Origin of the sequence: Psychrobacter sp. Cmf 22.2 (assembly GCF_001921745.1) — a bacterium.
Lineage (GTDB): Bacteria > Pseudomonadota > Gammaproteobacteria > Pseudomonadales > Moraxellaceae > Psychrobacter.
In genome coordinates this window covers 998,031-1,021,839 of the sequence record NZ_MRYA01000001.1, presented here as the reverse complement: position 1 = coordinate 1,021,839, position 23,809 = coordinate 998,031, and the positions used below count along the sequence as shown (strand labels likewise).

Here is a 23,809-nt window from a genome sequence, read left to right as displayed (position 1 = left end):
GCTACTCCTTATGCAAGCTCTGTTTGAGTGGTTGATGTCGTATTGTTTACAGTACTAGATGCTTCGGTAGCCAGTTTTGTAGCGTTTGGTTTTGCTGAGCTAAAAGATTCAGAGCTTAGCTTCATCAAACGTGCTACATAATGTGGACCACCAGCTTTTGGGCCAGTCCCTGATAAGCCGCAGCCACCGAAAGGTTGAACGTTGACCACAGCACCGATTTGGTTACGATTGACATAAGTATTACCTACAACAGCGCGGCGCTCGATATGCTCAGCGATATTTTCAATACGGCTATGGATACCTAAGGTTAAACCAAAACCTGTCGCATTAATCGCATCGATAAGCTGATCCAACTCACGAGCCTTATAACGCAGTACGTGCAATATCGGGCCAAAATGCTCGCCACCAATAACGTCGATGGTTTGTACCTCAATCGCTGTCGGCAATACAAAGGTAGATTGCTCTTCACTGACTACTGAGCTAGCACTCATAGGTGTTTGCGCCAAGATAGCCGCTGTCGGCTCAGATTTCATACGCTCGATATGACTCTCGAGCCCCTGCTTAGCATCTGCATCAATCACTGGACCGACATCTGTTGCAACGTAAGTTGGATTACCTACGATAAGCTCTGCCATATGACCTTGTAGTAATTCAATCAGTCCATCTGCCACATCTTCTTGTACACACAATATACGGCATGCAGAACAGCGCTGTCCTGCTGAACCAAACGCCGATAGCACAGCGTCTTTGACCACCTGTTCTGGCAATGCCGTGGAATCGACGATCATGGCATTTTGACCACCAGTTTCAGCAATCAAAATTGGCAGCTCGCCACTTGTTTGCGCATGATCATTTAAGCTTTGGTTGATACGCTGCGCGGTTTGCGTTGAGCCCGTAAAGATAACCCCAGATAAGTTGTCTGCTGCTGTCAGCGCACCGCCTACTTCACCTGCACCAGTGACAAACTGCAATGCCTCACTCGGCACGCCAGCTTGATACATCAACTTAGCACCAAAATGTGCGATCAAGCTGGTTTGTTCTGCTGGCTTTGCTACCACCGTATTGCCTGCTGCTAATGCTGCAACGATTTGACCTGTATAAATTGCCAATGGAAAGTTCCATGGGCTGATACAGACAAAGGTGCCGCGCGCCTTATAAACTTGGCGTGACTGCTTACCAGCTAAGTCTGTAAATTCATGGGTGATATCGTTCAAGCGCTCCGCTTCATCGGCATAAAAACGACAAAAATCGACCGCTTCTTTGATTTCATCAATGCTGTCTTGTGTCGTTTTGCCCGCCTCCATTTGGCATAACGCCATTAGCTCAGCGTAATTTTCTTCGTACAAATCAGCAGTTTTGCGTAAGATAGCTGCACGCTCAGAAGCCGGTACTGCTTGCCAACTCGCTTGTCCAGCGACAGCAGCATCGATGGCTTGACGAGCCAAATCTGCATTGGCATATTGTACTTTGCCAGCCACAACTTCATGGTTCCAAGGCGCACGCACTGTATGACTCTCAAGCTGATGACTTGTGCCATCCTGCTCAAATGTGCTGACTGCTTGACCATTGATAACGGGCGCTGCTGACCATGTATTATTCAAATGACTATTAATCGCCGTTTTGAACGGCTGCCATTGCGACTCTACAAATATATTAGGCCCAAAGCTAGCACGGCGATTGCCATAGATGTCTAGGGGTAACGGAATCTCAGGATTATGCAGAGTCTCATTGGCCAATAGCTTGTCATATGGATGTACTGTAAGCTTATCAATTGGATATGACTTATCTAATAACTGGTGTACAAATGAGCTGTTCGCGCCATTTTCAAGCAAGCGGCGCACTAAGTATGGCAATAAGTCTTGATGAGCGCCAACAGGGGCATAGATACGTACAGGTATACTGTATGACTGTAAAATATGATCATAAAGCGCGTCCCCCATCCCATGTAGACGCTGGAACTCAAAGTCTCTGTGCGTACTCATGGTCATGACAGATGCCAAAGTATGGGCGTTGTGAGTTGCGAACTGTGGCCAAATTAAACCACGTAAATGTTCTGATAACAAAAACCGTGCGCAAGCAAGATAGGCGGTATCTGTGCCCTCTTTACGGGTCCAAACTGGATAGCCTGACAGACCTTTTTGCTGCGCAAGCTTAATCTCAAAGTCCCAGTACGCGCCTTTGACTAGACGTAGCGGAATACGGTCGCCCACTTCTTTGGCCAAACGAGCAAGCCATGCAAATATCGCAATCGCACGTTTTGAGTAGCCCTGAACGACTAGTCCTAGGCCATCCCAGCCTGCGGTCAATGGGTCACGATATAGTGATTCAAATAACTTTAAGGAAATCTCAAGACGATCCGCTTCTTCTGCATCGATACTGATATCGACATCGACTTCGCGTGCCGCTTCAATAAGTAGCAAACAGCGCTGACGTAGTAGCCCTAAGACTTGTGCCTCTTGCGTTGCTTCATAGCGTGGATGTAGCGCTGACAACTTGATAGATACAGAGGGCTTAGGCATGCCTTCCTTGACTCTAACATTGGCAGTCGCTTTAATTGCATGTAGGTAGTCATTGAAGTACTTTTCAGCATCTTTATTAGTGATAGCCGCTTCGCCTAGCATATCGAACGAATAGGTATAGCCTTTATTACGATAAGGTTGGCTGTTTTTATTGGCCTCTTCAATGGTCTCACCCAATACAAACTGATGCCCCATAATGCGCATGGCTTTTTGCATCGCACCGCGAATCATTGGCTCGCCCATCTTTTTGGTCATGCGATCCAAAAATCCAGAGGCGGTGGTACTGCTGTCAATACTGACAACACGGCCAGTCATCATCATGCCCCATGTTGAGGCATTGACCATAAAACCGTTGTCATCTTTTAGATGTTTTTTCCAGTCGGCTACACTCATTTTGTCACGGATTAGCGCATCAGCGGTGTAGCTGTCAGGGACACGAATCAACGCTTCAGCCAAGCTCATTAGCAAGATACCTTCTTGAGTATCAAGGCTATATTCAAGTAGCAATGAATCCACCATCTTGATCGCTTTACCATCGTTACGCACGTATTCAACCAGTTTACGTGTCTGCTCGCTAGCATCATCGCGCTCTTTATCACTAGGCTTAGCTAGCGGTAGCAATCTGTCCAACCAGCGGTCTTCATCGACACTATATAACGGTGATATACGCGCATAAAGGTCATCTGCAGACTGAGTAATATACTCAGGTGCAAGCAAATCGATAGGATTAAATAAAATAGGCTCTTTGGGGGTAAACTGGTCTATTGGGTTCATACCAACTCCATAACTATCGTTAAAAAAACCATAATAAATGGCGCTTGTGGACTCTTAATAACGCAAATATTTAGAATAAAGCAATTAAACATTCCGCCAAATAGCAGTGATAAACAACCAATAACAGCTATCTATAGGAGACCAAACGGCACCATCACAAAACGAGCAAATCCAGCATAAGCTGGAGAGGGTTAAGTAGGTCGTTCGATTGTTAAAAAAGTGCTACGTTAACAATTCAAAGGCAACAACGAACAGTTAAGCGGCATTAGTGCCTTCTTCTTGTCTGTAGTGAAAGGAGTGCGATCAACATTTAATGGCTTTTATATAAGCTGATTGAACCAAAATTATCATCTTGTATGACGCTAATTCACTGTAAGAAAAACCTCTACGGCGTTGATTGAGGTGATGCGCTTAACCCCGCCATATTATCATGAAACAATTTTTCAAACTAACAATATCGCTCATTTATATTAATAAATATATTATTTAAAAACAAATAGTTAGCGGTATAAAGTTATAGGTAGCTCCTAATTGATGGTCTTTTGTTGATTATTGTTTATTTAATAAGGTTTTTTGCAGCCATAGTGTTAATCGTTTGGTTAAAAATATTTGCGTTTTGCATAAAAAACCCTCCTTAACAGTCGAAGTTAAAGAGGGTAAAAAGTAGTAAACATTAATGCCTATTGGCAGTGTATATTTACACTATGTTCGACAAGTCTTGGTTTAAACATTGACAGACATAACGTGAATAAATAAACAATTAAGCTATAACCATATGATCTTAACAAGTAAGATGATTGTTAGCACCCATACTGGTAGAGTCACTTCATTGACTTTGCCAGACATCAGCTTAACTGCGGTAAAGGTAATAAAACCAAGGGCAATACCATCAGCGATAGAATATGTCAGTGGCGTAAATAACAGCACGACAACAACGGGTGCTGCATCTGTCAAATCTGCCCAGTTGATATCTTTTAACGTGCCTAGCATTAGTACGGCGACGTAAAAGATAGCGCCAGCGGTAGCGTACGCTGGAATCATACCAGCGAGCGGTGCAAAAAAAGTACTTAATAAGAACATCACTCCGACTGTTACCGCCACAAGTCCCGTACGTCCGCCTGCAGCAATACCTGCCACACTCTCAACGTAACTGGTGGTCGATGAGGTACCAAGCATCGCACCTGTCACCGTCGCTGTCGAATCTGCCAGTAGTGCTTTGCCCATATTAGGTATGTTGCCGTCTTTATCAATCAATTTCGCTTGGCTTGTCGTCGCCACTAGCGTACCTGCGGTATCAAATAGATCAACGAACAAAAAAGCAAAAATAACACTGATCATAGTAACATCAAACGCCCCAGCAATATCAAGCTGCATAAGAGTTGGCGCAATGGAGGGTGGCGTAGATATAATCCCAGCAAACTCAGTATGACCTGCCAATAGACTGATTAAAGCAACCAGTAAAATACCAATCGTCACAGCACCGGGGACTTTTTTATACGATAGCCCGATGATAACAAAGAAACCTATGGATGCCATCATAGGACCAAATGAGGTCATATCACCAAGCGTCACTAGCGTTGCGTCTTGCCCAACGATAACGCCTGAGCTTTGCAGGGCAATAAACGCTAAAAATGCACCGATACCTGCGATAACCCCTTGTTTAAGAGCGATCGGAATAGAATTAATAATCCATTCACGGATTTTAAATAAGCTTAATAGTATGAATATGCACCCCGACAAAAAAACAGCACCGAGTGCTGTCTGCCATGCATAACCCATCCCTAAAACCACACCATAGGTAAAAAAGGCGTTAAGACCCATGCCAGGTGCCAACGCTACGGGCAAACGCGCATAAAGACCCATTATAAAACAGCCTATCGCAGCGGCAAGACAGGTAGCGACAAACACTGCCCCTTTATCCATGCCCGCTTCTGCTAATATATTGGGGTTGACAAAAATGATATAAGCCATCGTTAAAAATGTCGTTATACCGGCAACAATTTCCGTTTTTATCGTCGTATTGTCACCATTAATTCCAAAATAGCGCTCAATTGCATTCATAAGGGTCAATCCCAACTGGCCAGTGAAAAGAACAAGTTTATTTGCGTCTAAAATAAAGATGACGTCAACAAAGCAATGATGACGTCATAAACAAAAGACAGCGGTAACAAAGCGCAACATTCTAGAGAAACCCGCGCACAAATTCAATCATTACCCATGTCTTACACGCCTAAAATCAATATTAACTGTTGTCTACAAACAATAGTACACGGTAAAAACACATTATCAAACTATTAATCCAAAAACTCTCTACTGCCCATTAAACATATTAATAATGACCTTTTGTCTATTTAACAGTAAACTAAGGGGTTGAGATATTATTGTCATAGAGAGGATACTATTATCCAAACGCTGTCTTCTTATTAAATTGTTGAAATAAATAATAAAATATATTTATTAGCTATCATACAATAAACATAAATTGTATCTTTTAGGATTGTTTGATCAGGGCCTCAGCTTTGGTCAATTGTTGTTAATCATCAGTGAGCCTGTTACATGCCTGAATCATTAAACATTATCGATCTTATTACTCAAGCAAGTCTGCTCGTGCAGATGGTGATGGGATTGCTATTACTAGCCTCTTTGGTTAGTTGGGTTATTATCTTTCGTCTAAGTGCGCGCCTCGGTACTGCCAAAAACTTCGATGATCAGTTCGAAACGTGGTTTTGGTCAGGTGAGGATTTGGCCAAACTTTATCAGGGTGTCCAAGGCTCGCCTGAGCGTCAAGGGCTTGAGCAGATTTTTTATATTGGATTTTCTGAATACTTAAGAATGCACAAAAAACGCCAACCCAAAGATGACATTATCGATGGCGTCGAGCGTAAGCTACGCGTTGGACTTGGTCGTCAGCAGCAGCTACTTGAGTCCGGTATTACCACCCTTGCCAGCATCGGTTCGGTAGCGCCTTATGTGGGTTTATTTGGTACGGTTTGGGGTATTATGAATGCCTTTTTGGGTCTCTCGCAGACAGAACAAGCGACTCTTGCTTCAGTCGCCCCTGGTATCGCTGAAGCACTTATTGCCACGGCGATGGGGCTATTTGCAGCTATTCCAGCCGTATTAGCGTATAACCACTTTACAGCAAAGTCAGGCCAGCTCTACGAGTCGCGCGCCTTATTTTGTGATGAGATGACAGGAATGCTACAGCGTGAGACCAATACTCAAAATGCACTAAATAAAGCGCATAAAAATAATGAGAGTAGAGCTGGTGAAGGTCAGGTGGCAGGGCTATGAAACCAAACCCCTACAGCCGCAAGAAAAAAGCACTTAATGCTGAGATGAATGTCGTACCTTATATCGATGTTATGCTGGTGCTACTGGTGATATTTATGGTGACAGCGCCAATGCTGACTACGGGGGTCGATGTCGATTTACCAAAAGAGCAGACCAATACGATGAGCCAAAACCAGCTGCCTGTCATCGTGTCATTGACAAGTAGCGGTGAGATTTTTATCAGCTATGAAAACAACATAGACATGCCTATTAGTGAGCCTGAATTGATCAACACCTTAGCCAACTTGCAATCGCAAAATAGTAACGCTGACATGCCACCGCTTCAGGTAATGATTAACGCTGATCAAAACAATCAATACGGTGCAATCATGACCTTGATGGCCAATTTGCAACAAGCAGGTATTCAGAAGGTGGGGCTATTAACAGGTGCTCCTCTACCTACGCCTACGTTATAATAGGCTTAAATCAAAAACAATTATTCTTTATATACGCTTGATTGAATCCAGTAGGCAACCTGATGACACACGTCAATGAGTATCACAATCATGAATAATGCTCCTGCCGTCTATATCCCAACTCCGCCCGAAGGTAATGGGCTGACCCTACCCTTGCTATTAAGTCTATTGGCTCATGGCATCGTACTTGGCTTGCTGGTCTATACCTACCAGCAGCCCGAATTAGAAACCGTTGGCAATATCGAAACCACTATGGTCACGCCAGGAGAGTTGGCGGAGATGCAAGGACAAATACTGGCCAACCGTGCAGCGATGCAAGCTCAGGCCGCTAGTAGTACTAGTAATACAGCGACCAGTGAGCCTATACCTACAGACAGTAATAGCAATATTAGTCAAAAAAATGCATCATCAAAACTGCAAAGAGAGTCTGTATTCACGCGCTCCGATGCGCCAGCGGACCAACCAGTACTAATGAGTCAGGAGCAGCATCAGCGACGCATTGAGCAGATGCAAGAGTACGAGCGTAATATGGCCGAGCTGGCAGCGCGGCTAGATGAGACCGCCCTAGAAGAGCTGAACCAAGTAGAACAAGACAAACAAAACCAGCTTGATGCTGAGCGCGCACGTTTAAAGTCTTTTCGTTATACAGAGAATAATCCGCCTAAAATCAAACGCCCCAACAATACACAGGCCAATTTGGAGATAGAAACGGGTAATACTAATAATGCTGGCAAAAATTTTAGCCTAGAAGCAGATGGAAAATCGACAGTATCTGGAAGCCCCAACACTTCAGGGCAATCAACAGGCAGTAATAGCAGTGCGTCGACGAGTAGTCGCGGTGCAAGCAATAGTGAGATCGTAAGCTTAATTAAGCGCAACTATAATCCACCGGTAGCAGCTAAAGGCTCAACTCAGCAGGCAACCTTGACCATAACGGTCAATAGTAATGGGGATGTGGTTAATGTCTCTGTCTCAGGGTCTGATTCAGCTGTCAATGAAGCGGCCAAACAAGCGGTATTAAATACTCGTCATTTACCGATTGATACTGATGATCCCAAATACCCCACCTTTACCATACGATTTAAAGGCAGCAATTAATAAGAGGATAGACGGCTGATTTATTGTTGGTTTTATCTTAAAAAACTTGCACCAATGGCAATATTGTCTTACCGTAATACTCAATTAAAGTATATAAAAAACGATTGTCATATCATTTTAGGAGCCAAATCCAGTCATGCGTACTCACAAAAAACTGTTGCTTAGCTTACTTGCTAGCACCTCAAGTCTACTTATCGCTCCTAGCGTATACGCGGCTCCCGTCGTATTAGAGTTAGACTACGAGATTCCAGTTCAACAAAACCAAGTCGCCTTCGTGCCTTTCGCTGGCGACTCTGTGCTATCACCCATTATCTTAAATGATTTGAGTAGAACTGAGCTCAATGTGACTAGCAAAGACCTGCCTCAGCAACCGCGCAGCAGTAGTGAGCTGGCAGAGACATTACCAGTGTGGCAAAGCTTAGGTATTCCGTATTTAGTAGTCGGTAGCACCCGTACCAATCGCGGTAAAATTGAGACTACTTATGAGGTAATTGATGTCAAATCTGGTCGTGTACTTCAAGGAAAGCAAAGCTTAAGCGCTGATAATAATCAAGAAAGCTTGCGTTATGCCGCGCACGTCATCGCTGATAAAGTCTATGAGCTGATCACTGGTACACCAGGTGACTTTTCAGGTCGTATTGCTTATATTGAAGAGACAGGACGCGGAAAAGACAAAATATCTCGCCTAAAAGTTATGGATGCCGATGGCGAGAACGCCAGAACCATTACTGAGGTAGCAGGCTCCATATTTTCGCCTACATGGTCGCCCGATGCTTCGCGTATCGCCTATACCGTACAGCGCGATAAATCTTATCCGTTGATTTATGTGCAAAATGTCAGCGGCGGTGCAGCGACCGTTGTTACCCCTTATAAAGGCAGTAACCTAAGCCCTTCTTTCTCCCCTGATGGTAGCAAGATACTCTTCTCTAGTAGCTTTGAGGGTAGTGCTGATATTTATGAGATGAGTGCAGGTGGTGGTAACCTTAAAAAACTGACAAACTGGCCAAGCAGTGAAGTCCAACCAAACTATGCACCAGACGGTAAGTCTTTTGTGTTTGTCTCTGATAGAGCAGGCTTTAACAAACCGCAGATATATCGCTATGAGTTTGGCTCAGGTCGAACGACCAAGGTCTCTAATAGCGGTTATGCAACCAGCCCGCAATTTAGTAGTGACGGCACACAAATTGCGTTTTTAAGTGGGCGATCAGCCGCGATTATGAACAGTAACGGTGCTATAACTGCAAACCTTGGTAACACAGGTATTGACGAAGCCCCAAGCTTCTCTCCTAATGGCAAGCGTGTGGTGTATGCCTCCACCCAAGGCGGTAATGGGGTCTTAACCATTAAGTCCCTAAATGGAGGTGCGTCATTTGGTAAGTCTGGTCAAGGCGTTATCCGCTCCCCAGTATGGTCATCAAGTCCTAAATAAGTCTTTAACTCTATAAACTTGTCGCTTTAATACCGGCTTATTTCTTACTTAATACACATAAAAAAGCGCCCGATCATATGATCGGGCGCTTTTTTATACATGACTATTATTAGCAATTATTTGAGATTGAGTATGACGTACTTATTCGCTTGGGTCATAACCTGGTGGATTGGCATGTCTTAGCTGCGCCACATCTTCAGCAGTAACAGTCTGTTTAAAACCGTTTAAATCATTGACGACATATTGAGTGACAGCGGCCATTTGCTCATCGTCCATCATCATATGAAATGACGGCATGCCACGAAAACCATTAATCAATATATCAATAATGTAGTATTTCGACTGCATTTTACTGTTATTTGCTAATGGTGGGTAATAGCCTGCACCTTGAGCACCCTCGCCTTCATGCATATGGCAGCCTGCACATGAATCATGATATAGCTTTTTACCATTGGTAGTAACAAAAGCATTTTGACCTTCAAACTTAGCTTCCCACTTTGTAAGGCTGGGATCATTTTCCATATTTGGCAATGAGCTATCGTCGACGATGTTGATATTTGGCGCTCTTAACTCATCACGAGTCATATATACACCGCCCCAAGCGCCAGTGTTACGGCTGGCTTGATTATTAACTGGTAGTACAGCATCTTGTTTGCTTGCTATTGTCTCTACATCCTCTGATTTTTGGCTACAGCCTAGCAATGCTGCACTGCTTATCATACTAAGTGACATCACAGTTAGCATTTTAAATGTCGTTTTTTTCATGCTTATATTGTCCATGACAGCCTCTGAATTTATTATGGTTATCAACATTACCCAAGCATTTTTGCCTTTTTGTGCAGACGATTGGCTGCATCAATGCCGGATAAAATAGCGCCCTCTTGCCATGCAGGAATATGTGAGCAATGCTCGCCTGTCAGTACAATACGGTTGTCGATACTACATAGCTGATCATAGTATTGGTCACGGCTCGACTCACTCCAAATACCATAACAACCTAAGGTCCATGGTATACGGTGCCACACCACTGACGTACCTGTACGGAACTCTTTTGGATACTGCGGATGAATGTATTTACCATAAGCAAGGGCGGCGTTAATACGCTCCTTTGGCGTTAATGTATTAAACTTATAAGAAGTTGGGCCAAAACCATAGGCTCCTAACAGTACCCCTGTCCCTGTTTTGAACATCTCTTCTGACGGGTAAGCGATTTGTGTAATGGGCATATCAGTATAAGTGACCCCGCCAAAAATCCACTCGTCTTCTTCCCAAAAGCGGCGGTTAAACTCGAGACCAACTTTATAAGAGGTGTCGTACGGCACTGCTGCCATTGCTTTTTTCATCGGTTTTGAGACGTTGATATCGATTTGGGTCAATACGGTAAGCGGGATATTACAGACACACCAGTCAGCACGTATGGTCTTGGTCGCACCATCCGGGCTGTTACTATCGACATAATTGACAGTCACACCACTTTCATCTTGATGAATCTTAGTGACTTTGGCATTAAACTCAATCATATCGCGGCACTCACGAGTAAACGCATCACCGATTTTGCCCATACCGCCTACTGGCTGGAACATCGTTGGTTGATGGCCGTAGGTCATATGATTGGCATAAATGTCTGACCACATACCAGAGTCTAATATCTCACTAATAGGTAGAGGCTTTGAGGGTTTTTCATTGGGCATCAGGCCACCGCCAGGGAAGACGCTAAAGCCGCGATGTTTGGTAGTCTCATTGCTGGCTCTGTAGCGATAGTCTTTGTCTAGTACGCCCCAGCCTTTTAAGCCCTCAAGCAGCTTTTCTTTATCCTCAGTATTCACTGAACGATCTAGTCCGCCAACGTTGACCGCCTTTGATAGTAGCTCAGCTATGTTGCCTTGTATGTCGTTTTTTACATCTCCTAGGCGCTGCGGTACACCGCCAAAGTGCGTAGAGCGATGCAGATAAGCCCGGTCGTTAGTCTGCACAAAAGGCTGCATCTCAACACCGAATTTTTTACAATAGTGAAATACTGCATAATGATGACTTGGTAAACGCCAAGGCCCACCGTTAAAATAGTTACCTTCTTCAAAATCACAGGTAACCTCCTCACCGCCAAGCTCAGTATATCTGTCACCACTGTTGAGCGTCCAGCTACGTCCACCACCTCGATTTTGGAACTCAAGTACCTTAACATCATAACCTGCTTTACGTAATTCATAAGCAGCGGTTAGACCGCCAAGACCTGCACCAAGAATGACAATACTCGCTCCTGGAGGCGCTCCTTTTAGGTCCATCGATTCTTTAAAGCTAGACTCAGAAGCAAATCCTAAGGTAGTCATTGCTTGATACATCGCAGTTGCACCCGCTGTTTTACCGATCATCGAGAGCAGTTGACGCCGCGTTGGTGATTGAAGCATGTCTTTCATAATAATATCCTTAAAGTAGATTTTCGTGTATGGCGGTAGGCATTCACTTTTATTATTGGTTCAGCTCATATAATCTGTCTATGACGCTAAGCTTTAATACTCTACTGACTTACACTGAATCTATGTCTTATAATAAGCGCCTAACACGCATTTATTAAGTTGCCTGTTTTACTAGTCAAATTCATTGATTCAACTAACGATGACGCCTAGAACGCATGAACGCTCGCACAATAAATATGATAATGACGATAGCTACGATAAGACCTAGTATCGCAAGCAGACCTGCGTACTTAATCAAAAAAGGCTGATTAGCGCCTGTAGTTGCCACGCGGTCGACATCAGCAGCGCTGACATCACTACTATCTAAACTACCAAAGTTCACCCGTACATAATTGCTAATACCAGCGATTTGCTCGCTACTTAGCTCTTCTGAAAAGCCAGGCATCTTAGGACTGGTATTGGTTGCGCCATCAACACCATGAAGAATAACATTGATTAAACCATCCGGCTTTTCGCGGCGGATACTGCTTAGACCCACAATAGGTGCATAACGAGCGTCAGGTTGGCCATAACCATCGACACCATGACAGCTACCACAAGCAGCAAGATATAATGCTTCTGGTGAATTACTGCCACCCTGAACGTCAGCTTTCGCCTGCGCTAAGTAGTCTTTTTGGGCAAGCAGGTCATGAGTGATTGATTCACTGATTGGGGTTGGTAAACGTGACGCATCAACCGGATGTACCTTATCGTCCGTTTGAACATCAGGTACGGTCTTAAGATAAGAAGCAATAGCGTTTAAATCCGCATCTTTTAAATAGCGAGTACTGTGCGATACCACCTCTCCCATAGGTCCACCAGCAAAGACTCGTTGATCCAGCTCGCCTGTACGCAGATAGGTGACAATATCTTGCTCACTCCAGTTACCTATACCGCTCGATTTATTGGGGGTGATATTGGGCGCATGCCATGTTCCAAGCTGGGCACCTGCTAAATAATTGTCGTTATCAAAACCCATTGTGCTATTACGCGGAGTATGACAAGTACCGCAATGAGCAAGATTATTGACCAAATACTCTCCGCGTTGCTGCGTCTGCGTCAATCCCTCACGGCTTTTAGTAGAAGGAACATTGAGAACATTCCAGCCTAACATTAGACTGCGAAAGTTAAACGGAAACGGTAGATTGGTTTCGTAATCAGGGGCCTCATCTACGATGGGAACTGTCTGTAAATAGGCAAATAATGCGCTGATGTCTTCATCTTTCATACCATTATAAGAAGGATATGGCATGGCTGGATAAAGCATATGATCGGGTGCACGACCTTTTTGTAGTGCTTTTTTTAGATCGGCTTCGGTATAGTTACCGATACCATAGCGTTTCGATGGGGTAATATTGGTTGCATAAATCTCACCCATTGGCGTCTCAAGTGCGACACCGCCAGCATAATCTTCACGATGGCAAGCCATACAGTCAGCTGCGCGTGCAATATACGCTCCTCGATTGACCAAATCGCTATTGGCTGGGCTTACATTGGGTAGGCTAGCGCTTGATAGGTTAACATCTTCAGCCATTACCGTACTGGAAGTGAAACCAATAACAAGCACCGATAACATCATAGAAAGTGGCTTCATAATATCCTCATATAGCTGAAATATAGTGGCTGGCAAAAACTAAGGTTGTTAGATAGAGACAGTAGTAAAATAACCAGCAATTTCTAATAGTTAATAGCTTAGTAGTATTTTAATTTTAGTAAGTTTAAGGTAAACATAGCTAAAGCTTATGTTGTCTCAAGTGTTAATTGCTCATATATAAACGCCTAGTTTCCATCAATTATTACGTTTGTATATTAACTAGCTTATGTTTATTTCTATAAAGGTAAAACTATTTCGCTAATATTGCTTAAATATTAACCTATTTATCTCATTTTTTTACAAAAATTAAAAATCTGTGTTAAGACGCTCCATAAATTATGAATCTATAATAAAAAATACATAATATTAAAAATTTAGATATTAAAACCTTTAAAAACATAAACTAAGAAAAATAGTTAACTAAACTCTTATTAAATAAACATCTAGCAACTACCTAAAACCTCGCAATTTTGTTCACTTATATCCATTTTAGTAAAAACAGCAGATACACAGTATATACAAAGGCTGTAGGTGATTCTTTAGCAAAAAACCATCAATCACAAATTACTAATTTATACAACCTAAAAGAACAGCAAATGCTCTTTTAAGTTAAGTTGACTATTTTTAGCAATAAAAACTTTTAAGCGAACGTATATGGTTGCATAATAATAAGTTTGAACTATGATATAAGCTATCTCAACACTATAGTTCTACAAGCCATAATTTAAATCTGTAGTTTTGGTACTATAGGTCAGATCCAGGTTCAAGCTCCGATTCAAGTCCTCTAAAAGGTATGCTAAAAACTACTATGAAATCCTTTAATATTTTTTGCATGCTGATACCGATGCTGCTGCTTACTGGCTGTCAATCCTTACTACTCTTTGATAGTCCTATCCCTGTGACTTCCAGTCTTAATTTATCTCACACTGATATAGATAATGATAAATAAAGCTCATAAAAAAGCAGACATCAACACTGACGTCTGCTTTTTATAGTTTAATAGTTGCTAATTTATAAGTAAGAAGATAAGAAGCTTTAGTTTATGAGGGTTGGTTAGCTGGTTGATGTTTGATAATCGTCTTTGCTAAGTGATCACCAAACCAAATAGCAGTATCAATATCGCCCTTTCCTGGAGTCTCTTCAGGTGGGCCATCAAGCGATTGAGTCATTAAGCCTAAAAAGCTCGATAGTCGGTTTAAATCATGAGCCTCATGACCTGTCGGCATCAATGGCAGACCAATCCAGTTCATACCATGCTGCATAGCGTACAATGAAATCTGCTGCAATACTGCAAGCTTATCTCCACTTAGTCCACCTGAATTGGCAAAAGCCGCCGCCCACTTGCCTTCCCATTTGCGATGATACCAACGCTTTGAGGTCTCATCCATAAAGGTCTTAAATTCGGCAGTGACACTACCCATATATACTGCACTACCAAATACCAGCAAATCAGCTTGATCTACAAAATCCCAATCAACATCATGGACATCGATTGCTTTTGCTTGAGCTTCTGGCAGCTGTTTGCGAGCGCCTTGTACAATCGCTTGTGCAACACGCTTGGTATGTCCATAGTTACTATGGAAAATGACAGCAATCGATACATTAGGCGCGTTTTTTGTAGTTAAAGACGATGATAAAGATGCTTCGGTTGATGTATTCATACAAACTCTAATAATGGATGATAAGTAAATAATTTAGCAGTAGGATATTGTAGCTACAAAACCCTTGACGTAGGATCGGTAAAGTTATCAGTACAGCTGGTGAAGAGGTTTATTACCTGATATGCGGTAGACTTCAGTAAGTTCAAGCATATTGTAACAGGCATGTTTTGATGAGTACCAGCTTATTACTGCGCATTATCTATTAATGCACACTGTAGCGAATTTTTGCGCATTATCAATTATCCTTCTGTAATAGTTACTACAATAGTTACTACTCTTTATACATCAGTAAGCAAAGACCTAATACGCAATGTGCCCGCCTACTAATGACAAATATAGTGACAAATCGTCCATGCTAAACAACTTATCTATATTCCATATTGTTATATCATCATTCTTATTCTTCTAATACGCTAATATTTACTTTAATGATAATAGGATTATGATGGAGCGTTTACTCACACGCTATTAAAAATACCAAACGAGTTCTATAACTCTACTTTTTATTCTCATATAAATATTTATACAAATCACATCCGATCACATGCATCGGAGAAGGATGTTATTGCCTTGAATACGTTAAATACCACCACTAGAGTCCAGCCTGTAAATGATGCAAAGGATCCCATTGCAAGAGGCACTCTTGCACTTAATGCCCCGCAAAAAGCATTGATAGCAGGCGGAGTGATAGCAGGATTGCTACTCCTGATTCACTTACTTGACACTCAGCATATCTCCCAATCTTTGCTACTGGGTATTGGTCTTTTGCTAGGTTATACTCTTTTTCATGCGCGTTTTGGCTTTACCTCAGCATTTAGACGTATCATGGCTGTTGGTAATGGACAGGCGATGCGCTCTCATATGCTAATGCTGGCAGTCGCGGTGACATTGTTTGCTCCCATTCTTGCTTATGGCACTACAATATTTGGCGGGCCAGTTGCAGGTTATGTGGCGCCGTTGGGTGTCAGTCTATTAGTTGGATCTTTTGTCTTTGGTGTCGGCATGCAACTTGGTGGTGGCTGTGCTTCTGGTACACTCTATGCGATAGGCGGTGGACGTTCGGTTATGTTCATCACTTTTATCTTTTTTATAATAGGCGCTACGATTGGCGCTTATCATCTGCCATTTTGGACAGAGGAGATGCCAGCTTATGCCCCCTATTCATTAGCCACTTCTACAGGTCTTGGTTATACAGGTGCTTGGCTGGTATCGCTTGCGTTGTTTGGTTTGATTGCTTGGGTTACATTGATCGTTGAGAAAAAAAGAGCTGCACCTAAGATGGCACCTGTACCATCTGAGTCTGGCTGGAAGCGCATCTTTCGTGGTTCTTGGCCCCTATTTGCAGCAGCGATTATTCTTGCTCTACTCAATGCCTTGACGTTACTGACGCGTGGTCAGCCTTGGGGCATTACCTCAGCATTTACTTTATGGGGCTCCAAGATAGCGAGCGGTTTGGGCGTTGATGTCGCTAGCTGGGGCTATTGGCAAGGGGCAAATGCCGCAGCGCTTGATGCGTCTATTTTTGCAGACTCAACGACCGTATTGAATATCGGTATTATCATTGGTGCTTTTATTGCATCGGCGGCGGGCGGTCTGTTTAGATTTACTCAGATTACTATGGGTAATTTTGCAGCGTCAGTCATCGGTGGTCTGATGATGGGTTATGGGGCACGTTTGGCATTTGGCTGTAACATTGGCGCCTACTTCGGCGGCATCGCATCTTTTAGCTTGCACGGCTACATCTGGGGCATACTTGCTATGGCAGGCACTTTTTTAGCTCTGTACCTACGTCCGCTATTTGGGCTTTCAGTACCAAAGTCCAATGACTCTGTGTGCTAATATAAATGAGCATATCGAAGCAGTAATAAAAAAAGCAGGCTAATACCTGCTTTTTTTATTGCCGCCTCGACATTTTTTTCCAGGCACTTTCTAATGGTGTTGTTGTCAATATTACCAGTGCTTTAGATAAACCACTTAACTGCGCACAATAATCAATGCCATACGCCCCGTCGCTGGCTGCTGCAAATGTGTCTGGCGCCTATACGAATAAAACCTAGGTTCAGCATAGCTACAGCTTATCGAGGTTTCATTTTCTAATATCACACCAGCAGCGCTTAGCTGATCAGCAGCCAGCTTTGGTAAATCAAGCTTAATTTTGTCTGTATGTGATTCCGTATTAGTCGAGCTATGAATGTTAGAATCTACCGCATACAACTGATCGAAGCGATCAGTATTACTCATGTCTTGTGCTAATAATGACTGATTGTCGATACAACCTGTCAAGAGCTTATCTCGAACCTGCCTATCAACCTCGTAGTTCTCTTGGCTGATACAGACACCTATCCACGCTTTGATTTCGCCAGACTCTGTAAAACGCTTTATTGTCGTTGAAATAACTCCGCAGGCAAGCCCTTGCCAGCCAGCATGAATCGCTGCAATCTGGCCGCTGGCTGGTTGGTATAATACGATTGAAACGCAATCAGCTGTCATAATAGCCAGTCCCAAACCATCTTGCTGACTGACCATTGCATCAGCATCTACCGGACGCATACTAAGCGGGCCTGCATCTACATCATAAATCTGCTTGCCATGAACTTGATTTACCCAGCATAAGCGACCGATGGGCGCACGCTGCTGCGTTTTTAGTTGTTGGTTGATAGTCGCTAGCAAACGCATACGATTATCCAATACCTGAGTAGGATTATCATCGACGTGCAGTCCAAGATTTAATTCACCATAGCTTGCTTGTTCTGTTTGCAACATTTGCTGAGGCTTTTCTAGCTCTCTATGCTTAATATCAGCCTGTTCCAAAACAGCCATTTGATAGGCGGCTGTTTGAAATACCGTCACATCATCGAGCTGCGCTAACACCGTTAATGGAAGTTTGTCTGTCATATCTTATTCGTCATCGTAGCCATCAGTTAACACTGATATGAGTTTTTGCATATCTTCAGGGATGGGGGTCGTCACTTCGATATCCTCACCCGTTGTTGGATGCACAAACCCCAAAGTATATGCGTGCAACGCTTGTCTTGGGAAATTACCAATCGCTTGGCGCTGCGCTTCTGTCAATCCTGCTCGCAGTTGGCGACGTCCACCATAGACACGGTCACCGACTATCGGATAAGTGATATGGCTTAGGTGTACACGAATCTGGTGAGTACGACCCGTCTCGAGACCGACATCCAGTAAACAGTAATTATCATTGAGCGGTGTGACGTTTAATAAGTGCGTTACAGCCTCACGTCCAGCGGTCATCACCGTCATCTTTGTGCGCTGATTACGATGGCGACCAATGGGTGCATCGATACGGCGATGGCGCAATAAACTTGCCGCGTCCCCTGCTACGACACACTGATAGTGACGATAAACAGACTTGTCCTTTAGCTGCTCCATTAACGCCATTTGCGCAGGCTTAGTTTTCCCAATCAGCAAAAGACCTGAAGTATCTTTATCAATACGATGTACCAAGCCTGCGCGTGGTAAGTGATGCTGCTGTGGATAATGATACAGTAATGCATTGACCAAAGTGCCTGTCTGATTGCCCGCCCCAGGATGGACCACCATACCGACAGGCTTATCAATCACCAGCACATCATCATCTTCGTAAACGACATTGATGGCGATGTTTTCTGGCTGATCTTCGCTATGTTGCTGCAATGTCGTAGACAGATGTATGACGTCTCCAGCTTTGACGCGTTGTTTAGGCTTTTGCACGCTACAGTTATGTAACAAGCTACCATCGCCAACCCAGCCTTGTAACTGCGCTCGCGAAAAGTCGGTAAAAACCTGTGAAGCAAGCTTATCTATACGTAGACCTGCTTCTTTTTCAGTAACCGTATGCGTCATGTCAATAACTTGCGGTATGGCTTGTCCAGCTACAGAGGTAACATCGCTATCATACTCATTATGATCTTCATCGTCGTCGATTTCTTCATAAGTAGATGCTAACTCATCATCAGACAAACTCTCATCAAGTAAATCAGCATCAAGGCTTGAGCCATTGATTGTCAATTCATCTTGCATAGATGACTGTTGTGCTGACAATTTAGTCTCTGATGTTTGTTTCGGTGTTGTGTTTGTGGTCATAGCATTATTGTTCGTAGCAGATTCGTAGGTGACCGTAATCATAAAAGAATAGGTCATAAGGATTAACTTTATAAAGCCGCGATATATTGAATATTTAAGTAAGAACCTTCAAAAATTCCAATAAAAAGCTGGTTAAATATCGTCATAGTGTACCACGCTAAGAACCTTTCACCCTATGCTTACGCACAGTTATCTCTTCTTTATTACTAAGATCACGTCATATGAAGGGGTATACTGATAACTCTCTATAATATAACGTTGCCGTAATTTACTGTATATTAAAGATGAATAGCAACATTTGTCGTCGCTCAGCGCAGGTGCTCATGCTAAACTATCCAAAATTTATCACGTCAGACCCTACTATGTTGTTATCTGACTACAAAATAGCGCACGAAAAAATAGACGAAGCAGACGTTATTCTATAAAGTAAACGTGATTTTGCTGTATGCTATGTTCGATTATAAGCCGCTAGTTACTTTATATCTTGTTGCTTTGCTGTTTTGGACGTTGTTATCTTATAATTTAATAATCAGCCTTTTATCATCAACTTTGTTATTAGTGCGATAGTGTCACCGCTATTGTGCGCCTTGTGCCGGAGAAGAAGTATGCGCCCTATTGGCAACACGTTTATCAAAATCTCATCAGTGACCTTGCTTGCTCTAAGTGTAAACTTGGTCGGCTGTCAGACTTTTAAAAACCTGACAAATACAGACAGCGAAGCGGTCGAAACGGCTGAAAAATCAGAGCAAGGTTATTATAACGACGCTATCACTCAGATTGATAAAGGCCGCTATATACAAGCGATAGAAGATCTGACCAGTTTACGTACCTTCTATCCAACGGGACAATATGCTGAACAAGCGCTGCTTGATATTATGTATGCTCAATATGCAAGTGGCAGCTTTGAGACAGCAGCAGCAAGTGCAGATCGATTCATCAGCCTCTACCCTGCCAACCCGCAAGTAAGTTATGCATACTACGTACGCGGTGTGGCCAACATGCAAGGCTCATCTGAGGGTCTTAGACTGTTCAAGATGGATCAGTCTGAGCGCGATACTGCCTATTTGCGTATTGCCTTTGCCAATTTCCAAGAGCTCATCAATAAATACCCTAACAGCCCATATGCGCCAGATGCAGCGCAGCGTATGACCTTTATTTATAATCAGTTTGCTCGTAGTGAGCTGACCGCAGCCAACTGGTATATCGAACGTGAAGCGCATGTCGCCGCGGTCAACCGTGCCAAATGGGTATTTCAGTATTATCCACTTAGTGAAGCAGTACCAGAAGCGATCGCCATCCTTGCTTATAGTCATCAGCAGTTAGGATTGACTGACTTGGCACAAGAGTATAAAACCCTGCTCCAAATCAACTATCCAGAATGGCTCACTAATGATGGCCGTGTCAGACTGTCTACCAAAGCTGACCGTTCTTGGTTAAATAAACTGACCTTTGGCCAGCTTGGCCGCGCAAGCTTAAAAGATGTGCCTATGAATGATGGTGAATATACTGGCGCCACCAAAACTCAAATCATTCGAGCGGCCACTCAGCTCAGATTGCCAGCTGATAATGCTGCTGCTCCTACTACTAGCGGCGCACCAACCCGTAGCAACAGCGGTGTCAATATAGGCTTGGGTCTACCTGAAAGCTCAACCGAGCGCGTGACCGATCAGGCTAGCACAGGATCTACCGCTAGAGAGGCAAGTGTCGATCCACAAAACATGAACCCGATGCGCCGTACCACGCTACCGAACGATAGTAATAGTAATACAGTAGAACTGAACGACAATAACTAAACACTCGCTGTACTTATTCTGCTAATTCTTACACTCGTCTATGATCCGTTAAAAATAAGATCAACTGTATAGTTGGTCTTATTTGCTTATTGGTTTGACAAACCTCATTTATCACCATTCAGTAAATAAATTCAAGCTCCGATCTGCTTAGGCTATTTTTTGTTATAAAGTATTACTACTGTGCGTTATATCTCCTTTAATAATCTATGAGTACTTATTGCAAATAATAAAAGTGTTAAAATAACTTTTGCATTTTTCTATGATAAACTGTCCTTTCTCATGAGTATCCCCAATCATATTCTTGAACAATTAAACAGCCAAGCTGACTTGATCAGCATCATTGGTCGTCACACCACGCTTAAACGCGCTGGTAGTGAATATAAAGGGTGCTGTCCGTTCCATGGCGAAAAGTCGCCTTCGTTTTATGTCAATCCACAAAAAAACATTTATCATTGCTTTGGCTGTAATGTCGGCGGTAATGCCATTAGCTTTTTGCGCGATTATGAAAGCTTAACCTTTATCGAAGCGGTCAATGAGCTGTCAAAACAAACTGGCATTGAAGTGCCAAAAGATGAGCAACGTAACGTCAGTTATCAGCGTCGTGCACCCAAGCCAACAGCGCCACCATCAGTGCCTAGTCCGACTGTTGATCTGCAAAACCAAACACAGACCGCTCATACTCCTTCTGTCGTATCTGACCTAAGTAATCAAGGAGCAAGTCAACTCGGTTATAACGATCAACCTGTCTATAGCGACAATGTTGGTTACGATGACTATCCACCATTAGATGCTTACGATCCAGCTCCTTATCCAATAGATGCTTATGGCTCAGATTATCAAAATGATAATGAAAATGGCTATCCGCCTGCTTGGTTAACAGAGACAAATAAGGGGCTGACTGGCGATAACGGCAGTAACAATGCTGAGCAAGATGGCAACTTATACGAGCTATTGGATCAAATTCAGCAGTTTTATCAGCATAATCTAACCACGCATCCTCATGCCAAGCATTACTTTATGACACGTGGTATCACTGAAGAGACTCTTAAAACTTTTGGGTTAGGTTATGCACCATTTGGCTGGCAGCACCTTGAGCATCAGTTTCCACAAGACATTGAAGGACTTAAAGCCTTGGGCTTGGTACGACAGTCGGAGTCTGGACGCGACTATGATTTGCTTCGCGATCGGGTCATCTTTCCGATTCGTGACAATCAAGGACGCATAATTGGGTTTGGTGGTCGCGCATTAGACGATGACGTGAAGCCCAAATACATCAACTCCTCTGACTCACCTGTCTTTCATAAACAGCATGTACTATACGGCTATTATGAATCACGCCAGCAGCGTGCCGATAACTGGCTTGTGGTCGAAGGCTATATGGATGTGATCGCCCTTTACCAAGCAGGTATATACGGCGCGGTCGCATCTATGGGCACTGCCATTAATGAGAGCCAAATTTCGCGTCTACTCACTCTAAACCCGACATTGACGCTCAGTTTTGATGGTGATAGCGCAGGACAAAGAGCCGCTTGGCGTACTCTTGAAGTTGCCCTGCCAGTACTGTCCGATGATAAAGAGCTGCGGTTTTTGACCTTACCCAATGGTCATGATCCTGATACCTTTATTAAAGCAAATGGCAGTGATGCTATGCGTGAACAAATCGTCAATGCAAAGCCATTGTCACAATACATTTTTGCTTATTTAAGTGAGCGTTACGATTTGGCATTGGCAGAAGGCAAAGCCAAGCTGATGTCACAAGTGCGCTCATTGACCACGGCATTACCAAAAGGCAGTAGTTTTCGGTATTTGCTTAATAATGATATATACCAAAAACTGGGTGGTAAACGCAGCCAAAATGTCGAAGCCAAAGACGCGCTGCTCAATTTTGATGGTGATATGACCATCAGCCAGCAGTTGCAGCTGTGTTTTTTATTTCAGCCCCGCGTACTGCAAGAAGACACCATCGAATCAATCTGGCAAAAAGCAGGTATCAATAGTTTAAATTTGCCTGCTCATATCAAACAAAAAGCGCCTTTGGATGCATGTCGGCCATTAGCATGGGAAGACTTACATGATGCTCCATTGCTCGATGTTGTCAATACGATTAAACGCTGCTTGGTCTATCTACCAACGGATGCAAACGCTGCTGCACATTTTATTATGTCAAACGTACAGCCTATTACCCAAGAGACATTAAGCCGTAGTTGGGGCCCTTTTTATAAGACATTAACCACCAGAAATATATTAAGCGTTGATGAATTGATCGAAAACCTAGTCATGCAGTTACTTAAGCTTCATATGCAAAAAAAGATGCAAGATCTTATTAAAAACCCAGATCATGTTAGACTTGCGATCGTACGTAAACAGACACAACTACTAAATGACTGGTTGCGAGCGCAGCAAGCAGAGCAATCTGCATCAATGATAAGCGTTTAATCCCAATTGAAGACCACTTTGGGTTATTCAATAATAGATAAAATATTGACCCTTTAAAACATTGGCCATTGCCCCCATCATCTATGATTATGGCAAGCACACATTGACTATAATATAAACAGCAACTGATTGGCTGTCTTGTGCTTGATAGCGGTGGTCTGTGTTAAACTATGCCGCTGTCAATATTGACTGTTATTTTTAAATACAGTTATAT

The 23,809-nt window shown here is 43.1% G+C and carries 15 protein-coding genes; 7 read left to right on the top strand and 8 right to left on the bottom strand.

The features are described 5' to 3' along the window. Positions 1-8 precede the first annotated feature (8 nt). Together putA and BTV98_RS04150 are read right to left on the bottom strand one after the other, a co-directional pair. Positions 9-3,293, bottom strand: a complete 3,285-nt coding sequence (gene putA / locus BTV98_RS04155; RefSeq protein ID WP_058368634.1) for a bifunctional proline dehydrogenase/L-glutamate gamma-semialdehyde dehydrogenase PutA — start codon at positions 3,291-3,293, stop codon at positions 9-11. Between the two features lie 765 nt (positions 3,294-4,058). Next, complete coding sequence (locus tag BTV98_RS04150) at positions 4,059-5,354, bottom strand: NCS2 family permease (protein ID WP_058368633.1); 1,296 nt, start codon at positions 5,352-5,354, stop codon at positions 4,059-4,061. Positions 5,355-5,849: 495 nt separating this feature from the next. Here BTV98_RS04150 and tolQ point away from each other — a divergent pair, with 495 nt between their 5' ends. The 4 genes from tolQ (at position 5,850) to BTV98_RS04130 (ending at position 9,569) form a co-directional block, all read left to right on the top strand. Continuing rightward, complete coding sequence (gene tolQ, locus BTV98_RS04145) at positions 5,850-6,587, top strand: protein TolQ (protein ID WP_058368632.1); 738 nt, start codon at positions 5,850-5,852, stop codon at positions 6,585-6,587. Further along, a complete protein-coding gene (tolR, locus tag BTV98_RS04140) occupies positions 6,584-7,042 on the top strand; it encodes a protein TolR (RefSeq protein WP_058368631.1) in 459 nt (152 codons plus the stop codon). The genes tolQ and tolR overlap by 4 nt, the downstream gene beginning before the upstream one ends. Positions 7,043-7,117: 75 nt before the next feature. Continuing rightward, a complete protein-coding gene (locus BTV98_RS04135; protein ID WP_227511728.1) occupies positions 7,118-8,140 on the top strand; it encodes a cell envelope integrity protein TolA in 1,023 nt (340 codons plus the stop codon). A 136-nt stretch (positions 8,141-8,276) separates the two neighbouring features. After that, positions 8,277-9,569, top strand: coding sequence for a PD40 domain-containing protein (locus tag BTV98_RS04130; protein ID WP_058368629.1), 1,293 nt, complete (start codon positions 8,277-8,279; stop codon positions 9,567-9,569). Positions 9,570-9,710: 141 nt separating this feature from the next. On the opposite strand, the gene BTV98_RS04125 is transcribed toward BTV98_RS04130, so the two are convergent. The 4 genes from BTV98_RS04125 to BTV98_RS04110 form a co-directional block, all read right to left on the bottom strand. Next, on the bottom strand, positions 9,711-10,334 hold the full coding sequence (locus tag BTV98_RS04125) for a cytochrome c (RefSeq protein ID WP_227511727.1): 624 nt from the start codon (positions 10,332-10,334) through the stop codon (positions 9,711-9,713). Positions 10,335-10,381: 47 nt separating this feature from the next. Beyond that, complete coding sequence (locus BTV98_RS04120) at positions 10,382-11,983, bottom strand: NAD(P)/FAD-dependent oxidoreductase (RefSeq protein ID WP_075102956.1); 1,602 nt, start codon at positions 11,981-11,983, stop codon at positions 10,382-10,384. 193 nt (positions 11,984-12,176) lie between these two features. After that, a complete protein-coding gene (locus BTV98_RS04115) occupies positions 12,177-13,616 on the bottom strand; it encodes a cytochrome c (RefSeq protein ID WP_075102955.1) in 1,440 nt (479 codons plus the stop codon). 1,040 nt (positions 13,617-14,656) lie between these two features. Then, entirely contained in the window at positions 14,657-15,277 is a 621-nt protein-coding gene (locus tag BTV98_RS04110; protein ID WP_075102954.1) for a flavodoxin family protein, read from the bottom strand. Between the two features lie 570 nt (positions 15,278-15,847). Between BTV98_RS04110 and BTV98_RS04105 the strand changes: the two genes are divergently transcribed. After that, complete coding sequence (locus BTV98_RS04105) at positions 15,848-17,116, top strand: YeeE/YedE family protein (RefSeq protein ID WP_075102953.1); 1,269 nt, start codon at positions 15,848-15,850, stop codon at positions 17,114-17,116. Between the two features lie 135 nt (positions 17,117-17,251). Here BTV98_RS04105 and BTV98_RS04100 read toward each other — a convergent pair whose 3' ends face one another. Both BTV98_RS04100 and BTV98_RS04095 read right to left on the bottom strand, forming a co-directional pair. Beyond that, a complete protein-coding gene (locus BTV98_RS04100) occupies positions 17,252-18,172 on the bottom strand; it encodes a polyphenol oxidase family protein (RefSeq protein WP_075102952.1) in 921 nt (306 codons plus the stop codon). Between the two features lie 3 nt (positions 18,173-18,175). Further along, complete coding sequence (locus BTV98_RS04095; RefSeq protein WP_082637998.1) at positions 18,176-19,366, bottom strand: RluA family pseudouridine synthase; 1,191 nt, start codon at positions 19,364-19,366, stop codon at positions 18,176-18,178. A gap of 605 nt (positions 19,367-19,971) precedes the next feature. Here BTV98_RS04095 and BTV98_RS04090 point away from each other — a divergent pair. Next, positions 19,972-21,159 carry an outer membrane protein assembly factor BamD gene (locus BTV98_RS04090; RefSeq protein ID WP_058368621.1) on the top strand — a complete coding sequence of 396 codons (1,188 nt, stop codon included), beginning with the start codon at positions 19,972-19,974 and terminating at the stop codon, positions 21,157-21,159. A 279-nt stretch (positions 21,160-21,438) separates the two neighbouring features. After that, on the top strand, positions 21,439-23,595 hold the full coding sequence (locus tag BTV98_RS04085) for a DNA primase (protein WP_058368620.1): 2,157 nt from the start codon (positions 21,439-21,441) through the stop codon (positions 23,593-23,595). Positions 23,596-23,809 lie beyond the last annotated feature (214 nt).